The sequence below is a fragment of the Bradyrhizobium sacchari genome (assembly GCF_002068095.1).
In the GTDB taxonomy this organism is placed as follows: Bacteria; Pseudomonadota; Alphaproteobacteria; order Rhizobiales; family Xanthobacteraceae; genus Bradyrhizobium; species Bradyrhizobium sacchari.
Window position 1 is genome coordinate 19971 of sequence record NZ_LWIG01000017.1, and the last position, 17836, is coordinate 37806.

Here is a 17836-nt window from a genome sequence, read left to right on the forward strand (position 1 = left end):
GGTGGCCGTGCTCGATGCCGGCCGGGCCGCGGTGACGGGCGGCGCACGCCTCAAGCTGCCGCCTGCACTGAAGATCGCGCTGCTCCAGTTCGCACTGCTGGTCGCGCTGCTCGCGGCGTGGGAGCTCGCGATCCGGTTCGGCCTTATCGCGGTCTATCTCTACGGCCAGCCGAGCGGCATCATCGCCAAGGCCGGCAAGCTGATCGCAAGCGGCGAGCTCCTGCGCGACGCTGCGCTCACCGCCTGGGAGGCCATCGCTGGCTTCCTGATCGGAACGATGCTCGGCAGCGCGGCCGGGCTGGCGCTGTGGCTGGTCCCGACTGGAGCCGCGGTGCTGCGACCCTATCTCGTTGCGCTCAACGGCTTGCCAAAAATCGCGCTGGCGCCGCTGATCATCGTCTGGTTCGGCATCGGCCTCTCGTCAAAGATCGCGATCGCCGCGATCATCACCTTCATCGTCGCCGTCATCACCGCGCTGCAGGGTGCCAAGGAGGTCGATGCCGACCTCGTCAAGCTGCTGCGCTCGCTCGGCGCTTCGCGATGGAAGACCTGGCGCACCGTGATCGTGCCCGGCGCGATGCCGTGGATCGTGGCGGCCTTTCGCCTCAATGTCGGCTTCGCCCTGATCGGCGCCGTGGTCGGCGAGTACATCGCCTCCAGGGAGGGCCTCGGCTACATGATCTACTATGCCGGCGTGCTCTACGACCTCAATGCGGTCTGGGTCGGCATCGCGACGCTGATGGCGGTCGCACTCTTGATGTACGGCGCGATCGACCTGATCGAGCGGCACCTGCTGGCCTGATCCGCAACCACACCACTCCAATCGCTGGGATGTCATGGCTTTTGCACGCTGCAAGGATGCCGAGATCTATTACGAAGTTCACGGGCGCGGCACGCCGGTCCTGCTCTCGGCCGGAATGGGCGGCAGCGGCTCGTTCTGGGCGCCGCAGCTCGATGCGCTCGCGAGCCGCCATCAGGTCATCCTCTACGATCACGTCGGCACCGGCCGCAGTGCTGCCGGCAGCCGCAGCATCGCCGGCATGGCCGACGACATCGCCTGCGTGCTCGACAACGCTGGCGCCGATGCCGCGCATGTCGTCGGCCACGCTATCGGCGGCATTGTCGGCATCGAGCTGGCGCTGCGTCATCCGAAACGGCTGCGCAGCCTCACCGTCGTCAACGGCTGGGGCCGCGCCGATCCATTCCTGCGGCGCTGCTTCGAGATCCGGAAAGCTCTGCTGAACCAATCCGGTCCGCAGGCCTACGTGCGCGCGCAGCCGCTGTTCCTCTATCCGCCGCAATGGATCTCCGAGAACATCGCCCATCTCGATGCGGAGGAAGAGAAGATCCTGAAGCATTTTCCGTCCATCGCGACGATGAACCAGCGCATCGACATGTTCCTCGCGTTCGAGGGCGGCAGGCGCCTCAAAGGGATCAGCGTGCCGACGCTGCTGTCCTCGGCAAAGGACGACGCGCTGGTGCCGGCCTATCTCACCCGCGAGCTCGCCGCGGCCATTCCCGGCGCGCGCGTGCACGAGGTCGATTGGGGCGCGCACGCCTTCAGCGTGGTCACGCCAAAAATCTTCAACGACACGCTGCTCGGCTTCTGCAGGGAGGTGGACCGATGAATGCGCTCGCGCAGAATCTTTCCGGCGCAGCGCCGATCGTGCTGCGCGCCGAGGATGTCGGCGTCACCTTCGATGGTGCCGACCGCCCGGTCGAAGCGATCCGGAAAGTGGACTTCGAGCTCCGCCGTGGCGAGACGCTGGCGATCGTGGGCCCCTCCGGCTGCGGCAAGTCCACGCTGTTCAACGCTATTGCCGGACTGCTGCGGCCGACCCGTGGCCATGTCGAGGTCGGCGGCCGGCGCGTCGATGATGCCGCCGGCCATGTCGGCTATATGCTGCAGAAGGACCTGCTGCTGCCGTGGCGCAGCGTGCTCGACAATGTCATGCTCGGGCTCGAGATCCGCAAGACGCCAAAACCTCGCGCGCGCGAGATCGCGCTGGAGCTGATCCGGACTTACGGCCTCTCGGGCTTCGAGCATGCGAAGCCCGCGGCGCTCTCCGGCGGCATGCGCCAGCGCGTCGCCATCATGCGCACGCTGGCCTTCGACCCCGACGTGATCCTGCTCGACGAGCCATTCTCCGCGCTCGATTTCCAGACCCGCCTGCTGATGCAGGCCGACGTCTCCCGCATCATCGCCGAGCGCGGCAAGAGCGCCATTCTCGTCACGCACGACATCGGCGAGGCCATCGCCATGGCCGACCGGGTGCTGGTGCTGAGCGCGCGGCCTGCGACGGTGCGTGCGCTGCATGTGATCGAATTGCCGCGGGATGGCCGCGACCCGGCAGCATTGCGCACCGACCCGCAATTCCAGGACTACTTTGCGAAGATCTGGGCCGATCTGGAGAAGCCGGCCAGCGTCGCGTGAGGGCGGGATCGCCAAAATGGCGAAAACAACCCCATGCACAGTAGCCAGCAACTGCAGGCGTGGCGTCGGCTGAGTCCAACGAACCGTCTGAAGAGAAGGACAGAATTCAAAGAGCGGCGCATGCCGGATGGCGTTGAGTGTTGAATCGGCATCGAGCCGTTCCATGGCCTGAATGCGATTCATCGATCTTTTCATATTTTGCAAAAGAGATGCTCAGACTGCGCCAATGGTTGGAGGAGATTCAAAGCTGTAACTTTCGCTCAACATGGTCGTAAACGGCCACCTTGCGGCGAGGGAGGACTTCATCCATGGGATTTGGCGCGGGCAGCGGCGTGAGCAGTCGCGCCGGATCCACGGTGATGAGAGTGCTCCTGTGTCTCGTCGCCGCGACGACGCTGTCGCTCCAGGCGGGCGCCGCGGAAGCCCAGACGGCCGCGGAATCCTGGCCGAACCGCGCGATCACCTGGGTGGTGCCGTTCGGGGCCGGCGGCGTCACCGACCTCGTCTCGCGCAAGATAGCGGAGCTGCTGCGGACGCGGCTTGGGCAGCCCGTGGTGGTGGAGAACCGACCTGGCGCCGGCGGGACCATTGGAACGGAGTTCGTCGCGCGGGCCCAGCCCGACGGCTACACCGTGCTCTACGCCTCCGGCGGGCCTATGACGATCCAGCCGAACCTGGGGCTGACGAAGCTCAACTACGACCCGCTCAAGAGCTACGTCCACGTCCGCGGCGTGAGCTCGGCGAACCAGATCCTCGTCGCGACCGCAGCAGCGCCCTACAGCACGCTGGCCGAGTTCGTCGCCTACGCCAAGGCCAACCCGGGCAAGGTCAATTTCGGCTCCCCCGGCCCCGGCACCGCCCAGCACCTCGCCGGCGAGATGTTCCAGGCGGCCGCCGGCATCAGGCTGACCCACGTGCCCTACAAGGCGGGTTCGAGCCAGATGACCGACATGATGTCGGGCATCCTGGACGTCTCCTTCGACTACCTCACCGTGCTCAGGCCGCTGATCGACACCGGCAAGGTCAAGGTGCTCGGCACCACCGGCACGGCGCGGCTGGCCGCGCTGCCCGACGCGCCCACGGTGCTCGAGGCCGGCTACCCTGACGCCGTCAATGTCGGCTCGACCTGGGTCTCGGTCCCGGCCGGGACCGACCCGAGAATCGTGGGCAGGCTCTCTGAGGCGCTGGCCGCCGCGCTCGCCGACCCCGCCATCGTCGCGGACCTCACCGCCAACGGCCAGGTTTCGATCGCCGACAAGGGGCCGACCCAGCTGGAACCGTTCATCGTCGAGGAGACCGCACGCTACAAGCGGGTGATCGAGAGCGCGGGCATCGCCGCGCGCTAGCTCATGCGCACGTCCCTGCACATCGCGCACGCGAAGGAGCGGTCGTCGGAGAAGCCGGGTGTGAGAGCGAGTCTAGTTCGCCTTGATCCCGGCCTCGCTGATGAGCTTGCCCCACTTCGTGCTTTCGTCCTGAATGAAGCGGCCGAACTGCTCGGGTGCCATCGGTGCTGGCTCCGCGCCGAGGGTGCGAATCTTCTCCGCCACCGAAGGATCCTTCAGGGCTTTGGTGAACGCCTCGTTCAGCCTGCCAATGACATCCGCAGGCGTGCCGGCGGGAGCAACGAGCCCGAACCAGCCCACGGATTCGAAACCCGCAATGCCGCTCTCGGCCAGTGTCGGCACATCGGGCAGCGACGGAAGGCGGCGTGCCGACGACACGCCGATCGCGTTGAGCTTGCCCTCGAGGATCAACTGCCGCGACGCCGGAATATCCAGCACCGCGAAGGGCACATGGCCCGCGAGAACATCGACCGCCGCCGGCGCGGTCCCGCGATACGGGACGAGCTCCATGGCGATCCCGGTCTTCTGCGTGAACAACGCGGCGGTCAGATGCATCGCTGTCGAGTTGCCGCCATGTCCGATCGACAGCGCACCCGGCTTGGCCTTGGCGAGCGCGATCGTCTCCGCGGGGTTGTGCGCCGGGATATTTGCGGATGAGACCAGCACGAAGGGAATTTCCGCGAGCAGCGTGATCGGCGCGAGATCCTTCAGCTCGAACGGCATCGAGGCATTGAGGTGCGGATTCACGGTCAGCGCGCCCGCCGGCGCCACGCCGAGCGTGTAGCCGTCCGGCTTGGCCTGCGCGACCGCGGCCATGCCGATGTTGCCGCCGGCACCCGCGCGGTTCTCGATCACCAGGCTCTGCTTGAGCTCGGCGGTGACGAGCGGCTCGAGCGCGCGGATGACGGTGTCGGCGCTGCCCCCGGGCGGGAAGGTCACGATGATCTTGATCAACTGCTCGGGATAGGCGGCACGGCCTGCCTCCAGCGGCAACACCGCGAAAGTCGCAGCCGTCAGCACGGCCAGGATGCGGCGCCTTGCAACGTGAAACACGTAGTCCTCCTCAAGTGCGTTCTTGTTCTTGAAACACGGCCTGACAGGCTGCGCCGTCAGGCCGCCCGCTTGAAATCGCCTTACGCCGCAGCGCCAGTGATGCGCGCCAGCAAGCCGCCAGGATCTTCCGGCGCGGCCTGCCCGCGCCAGGCGATGTGCTGATCGGGCCGCGCCAGCACCAGTTTTTCAGCATAGGCGCCGTTTGCCTCCTCCGGCGCAATGTCGACCAGCGCGAGCGGCACGCCGCGTTCCCTTGCTGCGGATTGCAGCTGCGTCACATCGATCGCCGGGTCGAACCGCAACAACGTGTAGCCGACACCGAACGCGTCGTAGAGCGATCGTCCGTCGCGCAGGAACAGATGCGGCGCGCGGGCGCCCGGCACGGTCGAGGGCGTGAAGCTGCCCATGGCGTAAGGCGGCGGTGTCTCGCCGTCATAGGCGATGATCGGCGAGGCGTCGTAATAGTAGCCGAAGTTCAGGCCGGCGCAGCAATATTGCTGCACGTTGAGATCGTAGGCGGCTCGCGCCAGCGCCGCGCGCGCGGCGTGGCCGCGCGGCGTGTCGTCCTCGATCTCCGCCGAGACGCCGCCCCGCTGCGCCATCATCTTCATCGCGTGGTCCATCGCAAAGCGCGACACCTGCTCGGTGATGGGCTGGCGCTCCGCCTCATAGGCATCGAGGATCGCAGCAGGCGCCCAGCCGTTCAGATGGGCCGCCAATTGCCAGCAGAGGTCGACGGCGTCGGCAATGCCGGCATTCATGCCGTAGCCGGCATAGGGCATCCACAGATGCGCGGCGTCGCCGCAGATGAAGACCCTGCGGTCGCGGAAGCGGTCGGCCACGAGGCGACGCCCGACCCAGTCCTCCTTGCTGAGGACCTTGTACTCGAACCGCTCGTCGACGCCGAGAATGGCGCGAATCGACCAGTCGCGATCGACCGAGTCGAATTCGGGCTCGTCGGGCTTGAGGTGATTGTGGATCAGCCAGCGGTCGCGGCCGTCGATCGCAACCGTGGTGCCGGAGCGGCGCGGATTGAGCGAGAGCACCATCCAGGCCGGCTTGTGCGCGCCCATCAGCTCCTTGAGCTGCGGCGCTTCGATGAAGGTCGACTGCACGCGCTGGATCACCGGCGTGCCGGACAGGCTGGCGCCGATCGATTTGCGAACGAGGGAACGGCTGCCGTCGCAGCCGATCACGAAGGATGCCTCGATGCGCAGCGAATTGCCGCTGTCGAGATCGCGCGCCAGCGCGATGACATGGTCGTCGTGCTGTTCAATGTCAGTGATTTCGGTGCGCGCCAGGATCTCGATCCGCGGCTGCGCTGCGGCATGGCTGAACAGGATCGGCTCGAGATAGACCTGGTTGATCCGGTGCGGCGGCTCGGGCGTCGGCCACCAGGTGTCGGGGCCGCCGGTCGCGCTATAGCGGCGCGCGCGGGAGGGAATGTCGATGCGGCAGAGCTCGATGCCGGTCGCCGTGGTCCGATAGGAGCAATCGTTGGGAAAGTCCGCAGGGAGCCCTGCATCGCGCAGCTTGGCGGCCACGCCGAGCCGTCGAAAAATCTCCATCGAGCGCGCCGAGACGTGATTGCACTTGACGCTGGGCGGATCGCCGGCATGGCGGATCTCCGCGACGACGACGTCGATCCCGCGCGAGGCCAGATCCATCGCGGCGGTCAATCCGACGGGCCCGGCGCCCACCACCAGTACCTGTGTTCTCATGCTCGTTTCCGCCCCTTGTCACCGCGGATTTCGTAACCCACGCGACATGCATTTTATTGCAGGTCCGTTTATGCGATAAGCCGGAAAGAACTCATCAATTCATGAGTATTTCCTATGAATATCACCTTGCGCCAGTTGCAGGCCTTCACAGGCGTGTACCGGACGCGCAGCATCACGCGGGCCGCCCGCGAGCTCGGGATCACGCAATCGGCCGCGAGCCTGTTGATCCAGCAGCTCGAGGCCCAACTCGGCGTCAAGCTGTTCGACCGCTCCACGCGCTCGGTGCAGCCGACGCTGGCCGCCGACGAGGCGTTCCACGCCGCCGAACGCATGCTGAGCGACGCGCAAGGCCTGTCGCGCCGTATGCGCGACCTCGCGCAGGCCCGCGCCGGCCGCGTCGCGTTTCTCGCCTCGGCCGGCACCGCCTCGGCACTGCTGCCCCCAGTGCTCGCGAAATTCCGCGCCAGCCATCCCGACATCGAGATCGACATGCGCGATGTTGCCGCCGACGACCTCGTGCCGCGCCTGAGCGCGACCGATGCGGAATTCGCGATCGGCAGCGTGGAGGGCGAATTCGCCGACCTGACCATCGAGACACTGACAAGCGGCCGCCTCAGCGCCATCGGCCGCCGCACCGCGGACTTCGCCGCACGTCGTTCCCTCACATGGGACGAGCTGGCGCAACTGCCGACCATCGCGATGCGCCGAGAGAGCCGGATCCGCATGCAGATCGATCAGGCGCTGGGCGCGCAGGGCAAGCGCCTCGATCCAACCTATGAAGTGACGCTGATCAACACCGCGCTCGCCATGACCGCACAGGGCCTCGGCCTCGCCATCCTGCCCGCGACGATGCTGCCGGCCGATCAGTTCCCGACGCTGATCGCACGGCCGCTGGTGCGCCCGGCCATCACGCGACCGGTGTCACTGCTGCAGCGCCAGGGCCGGACGTTGTCGCCGGCGGCGCAGGCGTTTGTGACCACGGCGCGCGCGGTGCTGGCGGGTCGGATGGTACCGACATCAGGCTGATTTTGCGGGGCTATTTGGAAGCGTCGGCTTTGATATGGCGGAGAGGGAGGGATTCGAACCCCCGATAGGCTTGCACCTATGCCGCATTTCGAGTGCGGTGCATTCAACCACTCTGCCACCTCTCCTGAAGGCGCCATATAGGAGCTGCGGCCCCTGTGGTTGGGGGCGTTAATAGGCGAGGATGGCGGGCCAGACAAGGCGCGAAAGGGGAAAATCCGCTGCCTCTTTTGGCCCTCTATGCCGGCCTTGGGAAGGAACTGCCATGGAGCATCTGACAGTCACGGCCAATGGCGCCAAATTCCACGTGGTTCGCGCCGGAAACGGAAAACCGCTGCTTTTGCTGCATGGATGGCCGGAATTCTGGCTGACGTGGGAGCCGGTGATGGCCCGGCTGGCAAACCGCTTCTCCCTGATCGCGCCTGACCTGCGCGGTTTCGGCGACAGCGACAAGCCGGACGGGCCTTACGGGCCCGACGGTCATGCCGCCGACATGCTGGCGCTGATGGCGGAGTTCGGGATCGAGCGATTCGGCGTGGTCGGGCACGATGTCGGCGGCGCCGTGATGCAGCCCTTGGCCCGGCAGGCGGCGGAGCGGCTCGCCGGACTCTTCTTCTTCGACTTCGTCTATCCCGGCATTGGGCCGCGCATGGCGGCCCCCGATAGGCTCAACGAAATCTGGTACCAGTCCTTTCACCAGATGGAGATGGCACCTAGCCTGGTCGGCGCGAGCCGGGAGAGCTGCCGTCTCTATATCGGGCATTTTCTGAGGGGTTGGGCGCATCGCAAGAACGCGTTCGACGACGTCCTCGACGCTTTCGCCGACAATTACTTCAAGCCCGGCAATCTCGCCGGCGGCTTTGCGCATTATCGGGCCTCGCATGCCGGGCGGGTCGCGATGATGAAGGGCGAAGCGCCACGGCTTCCGCCGATCAAGATGCCGACCTGCGTGCGCTGGGCCGAGCACGATCCGCTGTTTCCCTATGCCTGGACCGACCGCCTCGGCGAGACCTTCAGCGCGCTCGATCTCGCGATGTTTCCCGGCGTCGGCCACTTCCCGCATCGGGAAGACCCGGATCGCGCGGCCGCGGAGATCGCGGCCTTCTTTCAGCGCATCGGCTGGAGCTGAGAGATTTCTCGTTTGACGCGTTTTCCTGGCGCGAACCGGTGTCCACTTCGCTCGAAAACGCTCGGAAAACGGGTGGGACCGCCAGACGCGGTAAACACTGGCGGTCCCGGTGCCGCTCATTGCAATGCTGGCCGTGAAGGGCGGCTTCGCCGGCCAGGTGAGGCGACGATTCGACCCTAGCGTGCAGCCCGCGCGCTGCAACGCAATCCGGTCCTTAACCTAACCAGTCAAGGTTACTCCTTGTCGTTCTTGCTGTTTTCCTTCGATTTCTTCTTCCCGTTCTCCGTGGAGTCCCGCTCCTTGCGGCGGTTGGTGAAGCGGGCATTGCCGAGCCCGGTGCCGATGGTCAGCACGCCCCAGCGCTCGACGTCCTGCATGAACGGCACCTCCGAGAGGCCTTGAACCACGCCGTCATTGTGCATCAGGAACGCGGTGTCGTGCCCGCCGATCTCGGGGATGCCCTCAATCAGGCTCGACGGCAGGTTGAACTTGCTGCTCTCCCAATTGCCCGGCAGGTTCTGCGCGCCCTTCTCGATCGAGCCGTCCGCGTTGATGACGCCGGGACAGGCGATGCCGATGAAGGGCGCGAGCTTGAAGCCGTCTGTTTCAGCCTCGGTGATCAGCCCCTTCAGCATCTTGATGAGCCGCTTCACCGCGCCTTCGCGCGTCGGCTCGTCGTCGGCATGACGCCACAACTCGGACTTCACGACCTTCGCCTTGGACAGGTCGTTGGCCTTCCTCCAGTTGGTCTCGACCAGGCCGCAGCGGATGTTGGTGCCACCGATGTCGACGGCGAGGATGCTGTCATATGCCTCGAAGATCCAGGACGGCGCCAGATGCAGCGCACCGAGCAGGCCGGCTTCATCGGGATGGTGACGGATCGGCTGCAGATCGATCCTGAAATCCTCGGACTTCAGGATGATCTCGGTGCGCGCGATCGCCAGTTCGCCAAGCCTGGAATCGCGAAAGCCGCCGCCGACAACGATGCGCTCGGTCTTGGCCCAGGCCTTGGTCTTCAGGAAGCGCCGCGTGACATAAGCAAGCTCCTGGGCAAAGTCCTCGATCGCGCTGTGCACCACCGCGGAGGCCTCGGTGTCGTCGCCGATCAGGATCGCATCCAGCGTCTTCTTGCTGATGTTCTCCGACGGCTCCTTGCCGAACGGGTCTTCGCCGGTCTTGCGCAGCGGCTTGCGCCAGCGGTCGAGAATGTCGCGGAAGGCGCCCTTGCTGGCGCGGTCGCCGAGGAAACCGTCCTCGTCCTTCATCTCGATGTTGAAGCTGTCGACGTCCACCGACGGCAGCCGCTCGGCGCCATGATGGGCGATGCCCGTCGTCTTGACCAGTTCGTCTGTTGCCATGGGAGCCCTTGCCCGCTTACCTGTTCTGGCGGACTAACGGCGGGGGAACCGGTTTGTTGCAAAGGCCGGCCGGGATTCGGCCGGAGGCCGCCGGGACGGCCAAATCCTTCAAATCCGGGCCGTTTTCAGCGGTTTTCCTTGACTTGCGGCGGTTGGCGGCTATAAGTCCCACAGCTGGCGCGAGGCGTTTCTCGCGCCACTTGTTTTTGCGTGGGTTTTCAATGGGATAACTCCCACCCGCACAAAACGCAGATAAACCCATAGCGACTGACAAAAAGCCGGCCCGGACGATATCAGTCCCGAGGCCGGGATTGAACACGGAGAAAGAACGATGTTCGCAGTCATCAAAACCGGCGGCAAGCAATACCGCGTCGTGCCGGATGATGTTCTCGAAGTAGGCAAGATCGCCGGCGAAGTCGGCACGATCGTGCAGTTGAATGAAGTTCTGGTGGTCGGCGGCGACACGCCGGTGCTGGGCGTCCCGACGGTCGCAGGCGCGTCCGTTGCGGTCGAGGTGCTCGACCACAAGCGCGGCCCGAAGGTCATCGCGTTCAAGAAGCGCCGCCGCAAAAATTCGCGCCGCAAGCGCGGCTATCGCGACGAGATCACGGTTCTCCGCGTCACCGAGATCCTGACTGACGGCGCCAAGCCCACCAAGGGCCCGCGTCCGAAGAAGGAGAAGGTGGCCAAGGAGTCCGCGAAGGAAGCCGCCGAATAACGGGATTTGATCACGCCAATTCACGAATTGATGCGTGAGAAATCGTGAAATGATTCCGTCAAGGAATTGATCTAGAAATACGCAGGATTTCGGAGACGAGCCATGGCTCACAAAAAAGCAGGCGGTTCATCGCGCAACGGACGCGATTCGAAGGGCAAGCGCCTCGGCATCAAGGCGTTCGGCGGGGAGATCGTCACTCCCGGCAACATCATTGCGCGTCAGCGCGGCACCACCTGGCACCCCGGCCTTAATGTCGGCATGGGCACGGACCACACTTTGTTCGCCAAGGTTGAAGGTCGTGTTGCGTTCCAGGCCAAAGCCAACGGCCGCACCTTTGTGTCGGTACTCCCGATCGCAGAGGCGGCTGAATAGACGGTGGATCAAATCGGAGTCCGCCGGGTCCTACCAAACCGGCGGAGTCCTAGAGATCGCAGAGATCGAAGGCTCCAGGGGAGGCGGGAAACCGGCCTCCCCTTTTCTTTGACTTGCTCACTTTGACTTAGTGACTTTCACGGAGCCGGACATGTTGCAGGACTTCTCGAGCGTGACCTTGCAGGAGGCGAGACCAAGGGTCGTCGCCACCGAGCGGCTGACGTTGCGGCGGCCGACGCTTGCCGACGTCAGGGCCATCGCCCGGCTCGCCAACGACCGCCGCGTCGCCGAGAACACGCGCCGCCTGCCGCATCCCTATTCGCAGGACGACGCGGTCGAATTCATCCGCGCCACCGCCGAGCCCGGCAGTGAGACCGCGTTCCTGATCGAGCACGACAGCGGCCCGGTCGGCATGGTCGGGATCGACTGCTCCAAGCCCGGCAATGCCGAGCTCGGCTACTGGCTCGGTGTCGAGTATTGGGGCCAAGGCTTTGCCACCGAGGCTGCGCGCGGCGCGATCGACTTCTTCTTCGAGGAGTACGAGGACGATCATCTCTATGCCGGTGCCCGCGTCACCAACCCGGCCTCGCGCAAGGTGCTGGAGAAGTGCGGCTTCCAGTGGAGCGGCGTCCAGCTGCACCGCTTCCTGGCGCTGGGCTCCTCGACGCCCGTCGACTGCTTCCGCCTCTCCCGCGGCGTCTGGGCGTCGTTGAAGAGCTGGAGCAGCGCGCGGCGGGTGAGATAGGCGAAGGCGCTGCCACGTTCTCCGCTGTCGTCCCGGGGCGCGACGAAGTCGCGAGCCCGGGACCCATACTCCCAGGGAGGAGTATGGGGCAGAGCGACCACTCCGAATCTTCGTAAAACGACTTCCTGTGGGTATGGGTCCCGGGCTCGCGCTGCGCGCCCCGGGACGACAGTGTTGCTACACCGGCGGATTCACCTGCTCGCCCTGCCGTCCCAGATCGCGCTCACGCAGATAGATGTAGAATCCCGCGCCGATGATGATCGCGGCGCCGACGATCGTCGCGATCGAGGGGACATCCCCGAACACGACGAAGCCGAAGATCACGGCCCAGACGATCATCGAATACTGATAGGGCACCACGACGCTGGCCGGTGCCAGCTTGAGCGAACGGTTGACGCAGAACAGCGCGGTCACCGAAATGAGCCCGGCGGCGGCGAAGATCACGAGACTGCCAGGGGTCGGCGGCACCCAGTGGAAAGCCGACAGCACCGCGCCCAGCGAAAACGTGCCGATGAATTGCGAGGACGCCATGACGATGTCGGGCGTCTTGCGCAGGCTGCGCGTGATCAGCATCAAGGTCGCGAAGGAGAGACTGCCGCCGAGCGCGATCAGCGCCGGCAGGCTGACGGTCTGCGCCGACGGGCGCAACGCGATCAGCACACCGCAGAAGCCGATCAGAATCGCGGTCCAGCGCCGCCAGCCGACCTTCTCGCCCAGAAAGATCGCCGACATTGCGGTGACGAAGATCGGACCGGCGAGATAGTAGGTGATGACGTCGGCGAGTGGCAGATAGACCGTCGCGAGAAAGAAGGCGGCGACCTCGAGCGTCGAGAGCACGACGCGAAACAGCTGCAGGCCTGGCCGCTCCAGATGCAGGAAATGGCGGCGCTGCTTCCAGATCAGCGGCGACAGCAAGATCAGAGCCGCACAGGCGCGCAGAAACAGGAGCTGCCCCACCGAATAGGTCCCGACCAGGAACTTGCCCATGGCATCGCCGAACGAGAACATGAAGATCGACAGCACCATGAGTCCGATGCCGGCCAGGCGCGCGGAGCGATCGTCATACGCGGAGAGATTCTTGAAGAAGGGCATTGATTGCACTGTGAGAGCTCGTCATTGCGAGCGGAGCGAAGCAATCCAGACTGTCTCTGCAGCGGCAGTGTGGATTGCTTCGTCGCTTCGCTCCTCGCAATGACGGAGAGAGAGCATCAGGAATCGGCGAATTGTGTCGCTTGCGGTCGTTTTAATGACGTGGGCCGCAGGGACAAGCCCGCTACCGCCGAATTGAACGGATTGTCGCACTCTTCGCATCGCGGTAGCGATACAGACTTCACCAACAAAATGAGCATGGACATGACCGATTTCGATCCGGCCCAGCATCGCATGATCCCCACGCAACGCTGGTTTGAGGATTTCGTCGTCGGCGAGCGTTTCGTGCTGCCGAGCCGCACCCAGACCTCGGCGGTGTTTGCGGCATTCCAGACCGCAAGCGGCGACACCCATCCCGTGCACTACGACGTGGAATATTGTCGCAGCCGCGGCATGCCGCATCTGCTGGCCCACGGCTTCCAGACCCTGATCCACACCGCGCCCGGCGCCGGCCTGTTTCCGTTCATGGTCGAGGAATCGCTCGTCGGCTTCCTCGAGCAATCGAGCCGGTTCCTCAAGCCCGTCTTCGCCGACGACACCATCTATCCCGCGCTGGAGGTCACCGAGCTGGTGCCGGGCCGCACCACAGGCGTCGTGACGCTAGGGAGCACCGTGTTCAACCAGCGCAAGGAGCTGGTGCTGGAGGGCACGCAGAAATTCCTGATCCGGCGGCGGGCGGCGGGTTAAGCAAGGGGCGGAATTCGCGGAATTTCGGCCGATTTGCGGGTCAATCCGGGTTGCCGGAGGGGGCCGGCTGGCCTACCTATGACCCATGAAATTCCTTGACGAAGCAAAGGTCTATATCCGCTCCGGTGACGGCGGGAACGGCTGCGTGGCGTTCCGCCGCGAGAAGTTCATCGAATTCGGCGGCCCCTCCGGCGGCAATGGCGGCCGCGGCGGCAATGTCATCATCGAGGTCGCCGACGGGCTGAACACGCTGATCGACTACCGCTACCAGCAGCACTTCAAGGCCCAGAAGGGCGAGAACGGCATGGGCTCGGACCGTCACGGCGCCAACGGCAAGAACATCGTGCTGAAGGTGCCCATGGGCACGCAGATCTTCGACGAGGATCGCGAGACGCTGATCCACGACTTCACCAAGGTCGGCGAAAAATTCGTGCTGGCCGAGGGCGGCAATGGCGGCTTCGGCAATGCGCACTTCAAGTCCTCCACCAACCGCGCGCCGCGCAACGCCAATCCCGGCCAGCCCGGCGAGGAACGCTGGATCTGGCTGCGGCTGAAACTCATCGCCGACGCCGGCCTCGTCGGCATGCCCAATGCCGGCAAGTCGACCTTCCTGTCCAAGGTCAGCGCGGCGCGGCCGAAGATCGCCGACTATCCCTTCACCACGCTGCATCCACAGCTCGGTGTCGTGAATGCCGACGGCCGCGAGTTCGTGCTCGCGGACATTCCCGGCCTGATCGAAGGCGCGCATGAAGGCACTGGTCTCGGCGATCGCTTCCTCGGCCATGTCGAGCGCTGCCGCGTGCTCCTGCATCTGATCGATGCCACCTGCGAGCACGCCGGCAAGGCCTACAAGACTGTGCGCAAGGAGCTCGATGCCTATGGCGGACAGCTCACCGACAAGATCGAGATCGTCGCACTGAACAAGATCGACGCGGTCGAGCCAGACGAATTGAAGAAGCAGAAGGATCGCCTGAAGCGCGCCGCCAAGAAGACGCCGCTGCTGATCTCCGGCGTCACCGGCGATGGCGTGAAGGAAGCCTTGCGTGCGTTGGCCGATGTGATCGGCGAAAGCCCGGTCTCCGCGAAAGCGAAGAGCGCGGCCGAAGCGGAGCCTTGGTCGGCCTGATCGTCGTCCCGGCCTAGTGCGCAATTGCGCACGGGGCGCGGGGACGACACCGAATGTGTGACGACGGCTCGCGCATCACTGACAGGTTGCCATCGCGCCCGCTATATCGCAGCATCAAGCGTTCAAGAAACGGCGGGGATGACGCATGGCGCGCGCGAAGAACGTTCTCTGGATCATGTGCGACCAGCTTCGCTATGACTATCTCGGCTGCACCGGCCATCCCACGCTGAAGACGCCCAACATCGACGGCATGGCCAAGCGCGGTGTGCTGTTCACCAAGGCCTATGTGCAATCGCCGATCTGCGGTCCGTCGCGGATGTCGTTCTACACCGGGCGCTACATGCGCTCGCACGGCTCGCACTGGAACGGCTGGCCGCTGCGTGTCGGCGAGCCCACGCTCGGCGATCACCTGAGCAAGATCGGCGTGCGCAACGTGCTGGTCGGCAAGACCCACATGGCGCCCGACCTCGAAGGCATGAAGGCGCTCGGCATCCCGCCGGAATCGGTCATCGGCGTGCATGTCGCCGAATGCGGCTTCGAGCCCTATGAGCGCGACGACGGCCTGCATCCGACCGGACGGCCGCGCCCGAAATACGACGAGTATCTGCGCAGCCAAGGTTTTGAAGCCGCCAATCCCTGGGAGCACTGGGCCAACTCCGGCGCTGCCGAGGATGGAAGCTTGCAGAACGGTTGGCTGCTGGTGCATGCCGACAAGGCTGCGCGCGTGCCGGAGGAGCATTCCGAGACGCCCTACATGACGCGGCGCGCGATGGACTTCATCTGCGAAGCCGAGACAGACGGCCGGCCGTGGTGCCTGCATCTGTCCTACATCAAGCCGCACTGGCCTTATATCGCGCCAGAACCCTACGCCAGCATGTATTCGACGGATGACATAATCCCGGTAATCCGCTCCGAGCGCGAGCGCCAGAACCCGCATCCGGTGTTCGGCGCCTATATGGACATGCGCTACTCCCGCAACATGGCGCGCGATGACGCCCGCGAGAAGGTGATCCCGACCTATATGGGCCTGATCACCCAGATCGACGATCAGATGGGCGTGCTGATGAAATTCCTGGAGGAACGCGATCTGCTGGACACCACCTTGATCGTGTTCACCTCCGATCACGGCGATTATCTCGGCGATCACTGGATGGGCGAGAAGGACCTGTTCCACGAACAGTCGGCGAAAATTCCGCTGATCATCATCGATCCCTCGAGGGAGGCCGACGCCACGCGCGGCACCCGCAGCGACGCACTGGTGGAGGGAATCGATCTCGCGCCGACCTTCGTCGATTATTTCGGCGGCAAGGTGCCGGGCCACATCCTCGAAGGACGCTCGCTGCTGCCGCTGCTGCGCGGCGAGAAGCCGGAATGGCGCAAGGTCGCGTTCTCCGAATACGACTACGCCATGCAGGACGTGCGGCTGAAGCTGAACCAGCCGATCGAGCGCTGCCGCCTGTTCATGGTGTTCGACGGCCGCTGGAAATACATCCACGCCTCCGGCTTTCGCCCGATGCTGTACGACCTCGAAACCGATCCGGAAGAGTTTCTGGATCGCGGCGATGATCCGGAATGCGCCGGCATCATCGCGCGGTTGCAGGCCGAGCTGTTCGACTGGGCGCTGCATCCGAGCGACCACATCACGACGCCGCGCGAGAAGATCGCGGCCTATGCCGACAACCAGCTGCAAGTGAAGGGCGGCGTCTTGATCGGCATCTGGGACGAGAAAGAGCTCGCCGCGATCAAGGACGGCATCGCCCAGCGCGCGAAGATGTGAGCTGCTCTCCGCGATTCTGCATCGTCGATACAAGAGCACATCCATCCACGCCGTCATTGCGAGCGCAGCGAAGCAATCCAGAGTCCCGCCGCGGAGACAGTCTGGATTGCTTCGTCGCAAGAGCTCCTCGCAATGACGGGAGGAGAGACTCAATTCTCGAGCTTGTATCCCGTCGCCTTCACGATCGGCTGCCAGAACGCGGTGTTGGCGGCGAGCTCCTTTGACAGTCCTTCCGCCGTGCCGCCGACCGGGATCAAGCCGATCGCGGTGAGCTTCTCCTTCACCTCCGGCTTGGCGAGCGCCGCGCTTGCGGCCGCCCCGAGCTTGCTGGCGAAGTCCGGCGGGCTGCCGGCGGGGAGCCACATGCCGTACCAGGCGTCGGCAACGAGATCGATGCCGCTCTCCTTCAGCGTCGGAACGTCGGGCGCGAAGGGCGAACGTTCCGCACTCGAGACCGCGATGATCCTCACGCCCTTGGCACGATGCTGCGGCAGCGCATCCGCCAGCGTCGTGATCCCGAACGAGACATGGCCGCCGATGAGGTCGTTGAGAATCGGCGTGCTGCCGCGATAGGGCACGCGGCTCAAGGGAATGCCGAGATCCTTCTCGAGCCTGGAGCCCATGAAATGGGGGATCGTCCCGTTGCTCGGCACGCCGAATGAGGTCTTGTCGGGATGCGCCTTCAGCCAGGCGACAAATCCCTTGAAATCGGCGGCATCAACCGCCGGGCCGATCACGACCGCGAATTCGAACCGCGCCAGCAGCGACACCGGCACGAAGTCCTTGGCCGTATCGAAGCTCGGCGTCGTCTCCACCATTGGCAGCAGGTACATGGTGGGGCCTGTCGTCACCAGGACCATGCTGCCGTCGGCGCTGCCGCCCTTCACCGCCTTGATGCCGATCAGGCCATCGGCGCCCGTGCGATTCTCGACCACCATGGTCCGTTGCAGCACCGGGGCCATCTCCTGCGCAATCAACCGGCACAGCGTGTCGCCGCCGGCCCCCGCCGCGAACGGGAAGATGATTTTCGTCAGCCCGGCCTGCGCTTGTGTCTCGCCCGCCGGCGCCAGCAGCGACAGCCCAAGACTTCCCCCAAAACTTCCCCCAAGACATCCGGCCATGAATGTGCGGCGATCCATACGTTTCCTCTTTCAGCCTGTATCCTTGCCGGCAATTAGAGCCAGACAGGGCGTCCCGA

At 65.0% G+C, this 17836-nt stretch carries 17 protein-coding genes and 1 tRNA gene; 12 read left to right on the forward strand and 6 right to left on the reverse strand.

The window, feature by feature from the left end:
- The first annotated feature begins 1 nt into the window (after position 1).
- The 4 genes from A5906_RS22035 to A5906_RS22050 all read left to right on the forward strand — a co-directional run bounded on the left by A5906_RS22035 (position 2) and on the right by A5906_RS22050 (position 3780).
- Positions 2-802 carry an ABC transporter permease gene (locus A5906_RS22035; protein ID WP_080137422.1) on the forward strand — a complete coding sequence of 267 codons (801 nt, stop codon included), beginning with the start codon at positions 2-4 and terminating at the stop codon, positions 800-802.
- A gap of 34 nt (positions 803-836) precedes the next feature.
- Positions 837-1628: a pyrimidine utilization protein D gene (rutD, locus tag A5906_RS22040; RefSeq protein WP_080137423.1), complete on the forward strand. Its 792-nt coding sequence runs from the start codon at positions 837-839 to the stop codon at positions 1626-1628.
- Positions 1625-2434 carry an ABC transporter ATP-binding protein gene (locus A5906_RS22045; RefSeq protein WP_080137424.1) on the forward strand — a complete coding sequence of 270 codons (810 nt, stop codon included), beginning with the start codon at positions 1625-1627 and terminating at the stop codon, positions 2432-2434. Before rutD ends, A5906_RS22045 begins: the two co-directional genes overlap by 4 nt.
- Positions 2435-2793: 359 nt before the next feature.
- A complete protein-coding gene (locus A5906_RS22050) occupies positions 2794-3780 on the forward strand; it encodes a Bug family tripartite tricarboxylate transporter substrate binding protein (protein ID WP_245326847.1) in 987 nt (328 codons plus the stop codon).
- 72 nt (positions 3781-3852) lie between these two features.
- Here the strand turns inward: A5906_RS22050 and A5906_RS22055 are convergent, their stop codons facing one another.
- A complete protein-coding gene (locus A5906_RS22055; RefSeq protein ID WP_080137426.1) occupies positions 3853-4833 on the reverse strand; it encodes a Bug family tripartite tricarboxylate transporter substrate binding protein in 981 nt (326 codons plus the stop codon).
- Between the two features lie 80 nt (positions 4834-4913).
- Entirely contained in the window at positions 4914-6554 is a 1641-nt protein-coding gene (locus A5906_RS22060) for an FAD-dependent oxidoreductase (protein ID WP_080137427.1), read from the reverse strand.
- A 114-nt stretch (positions 6555-6668) separates the two neighbouring features.
- Here A5906_RS22060 and A5906_RS22065 point away from each other — a divergent pair, with 114 nt between their 5' ends.
- A complete protein-coding gene (locus A5906_RS22065; protein ID WP_080137428.1) occupies positions 6669-7580 on the forward strand; it encodes a LysR family transcriptional regulator in 912 nt (303 codons plus the stop codon).
- Positions 7581-7615: 35 nt separating this feature from the next.
- Here the strand turns inward: A5906_RS22065 and A5906_RS22070 are convergent.
- A tRNA-Ser gene (locus tag A5906_RS22070) sits at positions 7616-7705 on the reverse strand.
- 137 nt (positions 7706-7842) lie between these two features.
- On the opposite strand from A5906_RS22070, the gene A5906_RS22075 reads away from it, so the two are divergent.
- Positions 7843-8706: an alpha/beta fold hydrolase gene (locus A5906_RS22075; protein ID WP_080137429.1), complete on the forward strand. Its 864-nt coding sequence runs from the start codon at positions 7843-7845 to the stop codon at positions 8704-8706.
- Positions 8707-8939: 233 nt separating this feature from the next.
- Here the strand turns inward: A5906_RS22075 and A5906_RS22080 are convergent, their stop codons facing one another.
- Positions 8940-10064 (reverse strand): ROK family protein, encoded by a 1125-nt coding sequence (locus A5906_RS22080; RefSeq protein WP_080137430.1) that lies wholly within the window; start codon positions 10062-10064, stop codon positions 8940-8942.
- A gap of 331 nt (positions 10065-10395) precedes the next feature.
- Here A5906_RS22080 and rplU point away from each other — a divergent pair, with 331 nt between their 5' ends.
- From rplU to A5906_RS22095, 3 genes are all read left to right on the forward strand, one after another.
- On the forward strand, positions 10396-10782 hold the full coding sequence (gene rplU / locus A5906_RS22085) for a 50S ribosomal protein L21 (protein WP_080137431.1): 387 nt from the start codon (positions 10396-10398) through the stop codon (positions 10780-10782).
- Positions 10783-10884: 102 nt separating this feature from the next.
- The gene (rpmA, locus tag A5906_RS22090; protein WP_018643862.1) at positions 10885-11154 is read left to right on the forward strand and encodes a 50S ribosomal protein L27; all 270 of its coding nucleotides are present in this window, start codon (positions 10885-10887) and stop codon (positions 11152-11154) included.
- A 151-nt stretch (positions 11155-11305) separates the two neighbouring features.
- A complete protein-coding gene (locus A5906_RS22095) occupies positions 11306-11899 on the forward strand; it encodes a GNAT family N-acetyltransferase (RefSeq protein ID WP_080137432.1) in 594 nt (197 codons plus the stop codon).
- Between the two features lie 177 nt (positions 11900-12076).
- Here A5906_RS22095 and A5906_RS22100 read toward each other — a convergent pair whose 3' ends face one another.
- Complete coding sequence (locus A5906_RS22100) at positions 12077-12991, reverse strand: DMT family transporter (protein WP_080137433.1); 915 nt, start codon at positions 12989-12991, stop codon at positions 12077-12079.
- A gap of 261 nt (positions 12992-13252) precedes the next feature.
- On the opposite strand from A5906_RS22100, the gene A5906_RS22105 reads away from it, so the two are divergent.
- From A5906_RS22105 to A5906_RS22115, 3 genes are all read left to right on the forward strand, one after another.
- Positions 13253-13735 (forward strand): MaoC family dehydratase, encoded by a 483-nt coding sequence (locus A5906_RS22105; RefSeq protein WP_080137452.1) that lies wholly within the window; start codon positions 13253-13255, stop codon positions 13733-13735.
- An 85-nt stretch (positions 13736-13820) separates the two neighbouring features.
- Complete coding sequence (gene obgE / locus A5906_RS22110; protein WP_080137434.1) at positions 13821-14861, forward strand: GTPase ObgE; 1041 nt, start codon at positions 13821-13823, stop codon at positions 14859-14861.
- 145 nt (positions 14862-15006) lie between these two features.
- Positions 15007-16638, forward strand: a complete 1632-nt coding sequence (locus A5906_RS22115; RefSeq protein ID WP_080137435.1) for an alkaline phosphatase family protein — start codon at positions 15007-15009, stop codon at positions 16636-16638.
- 149 nt (positions 16639-16787) lie between these two features.
- Here the strand turns inward: A5906_RS22115 and A5906_RS22120 are convergent, their stop codons facing one another.
- Positions 16788-17777: a Bug family tripartite tricarboxylate transporter substrate binding protein gene (locus A5906_RS22120; protein ID WP_080137436.1), complete on the reverse strand. Its 990-nt coding sequence runs from the start codon at positions 17775-17777 to the stop codon at positions 16788-16790.
- Positions 17778-17836: the final 59 nt, after the last annotated feature.

Coding starts and splice junctions, on each gene's coding strand:
- A5906_RS22100 (WP_080137433.1), bottom strand. CDS start 12,991: ATGCCCTTCTTCAAGAATCTCTCCGCGTATGACGATCGCTCCGCGCGC.
- A5906_RS22115 (WP_080137435.1), top strand. CDS start 15,007: ATGGCGCGCGCGAAGAACGTTCTCTGGATCATGTGCGACCAGCTTCGC.
- A5906_RS22120 (WP_080137436.1), bottom strand. CDS start 17,777: ATGGATCGCCGCACATTCATGGCCGGATGTCTTGGGGGAAGTTTTGGG.
- obgE (WP_080137434.1), top strand. CDS start 13,821: ATGAAATTCCTTGACGAAGCAAAGGTCTATATCCGCTCCGGTGACGGC.
- A5906_RS22080 (WP_080137430.1), bottom strand. CDS start 10,064: ATGGCAACAGACGAACTGGTCAAGACGACGGGCATCGCCCATCATGGC.
- A5906_RS22065 (WP_080137428.1), top strand. CDS start 6,669: ATGAATATCACCTTGCGCCAGTTGCAGGCCTTCACAGGCGTGTACCGG.
- A5906_RS22105 (WP_080137452.1), top strand. CDS start 13,253: ATGACCGATTTCGATCCGGCCCAGCATCGCATGATCCCCACGCAACGC.
- rutD (WP_080137423.1), top strand. CDS start 837: ATGGCTTTTGCACGCTGCAAGGATGCCGAGATCTATTACGAAGTTCAC.
- A5906_RS22045 (WP_080137424.1), top strand. CDS start 1,625: ATGAATGCGCTCGCGCAGAATCTTTCCGGCGCAGCGCCGATCGTGCTG.
- A5906_RS22060 (WP_080137427.1), bottom strand. CDS start 6,554: ATGAGAACACAGGTACTGGTGGTGGGCGCCGGGCCCGTCGGATTGACC.
- rpmA (WP_018643862.1), top strand. CDS start 10,885: ATGGCTCACAAAAAAGCAGGCGGTTCATCGCGCAACGGACGCGATTCG.
- A5906_RS22050 (WP_245326847.1), top strand. CDS start 2,794: ATGAGAGTGCTCCTGTGTCTCGTCGCCGCGACGACGCTGTCGCTCCAG.
- rplU (WP_080137431.1), top strand. CDS start 10,396: ATGTTCGCAGTCATCAAAACCGGCGGCAAGCAATACCGCGTCGTGCCG.
- A5906_RS22095 (WP_080137432.1), top strand. CDS start 11,306: ATGTTGCAGGACTTCTCGAGCGTGACCTTGCAGGAGGCGAGACCAAGG.
- A5906_RS22075 (WP_080137429.1), top strand. CDS start 7,843: ATGGAGCATCTGACAGTCACGGCCAATGGCGCCAAATTCCACGTGGTT.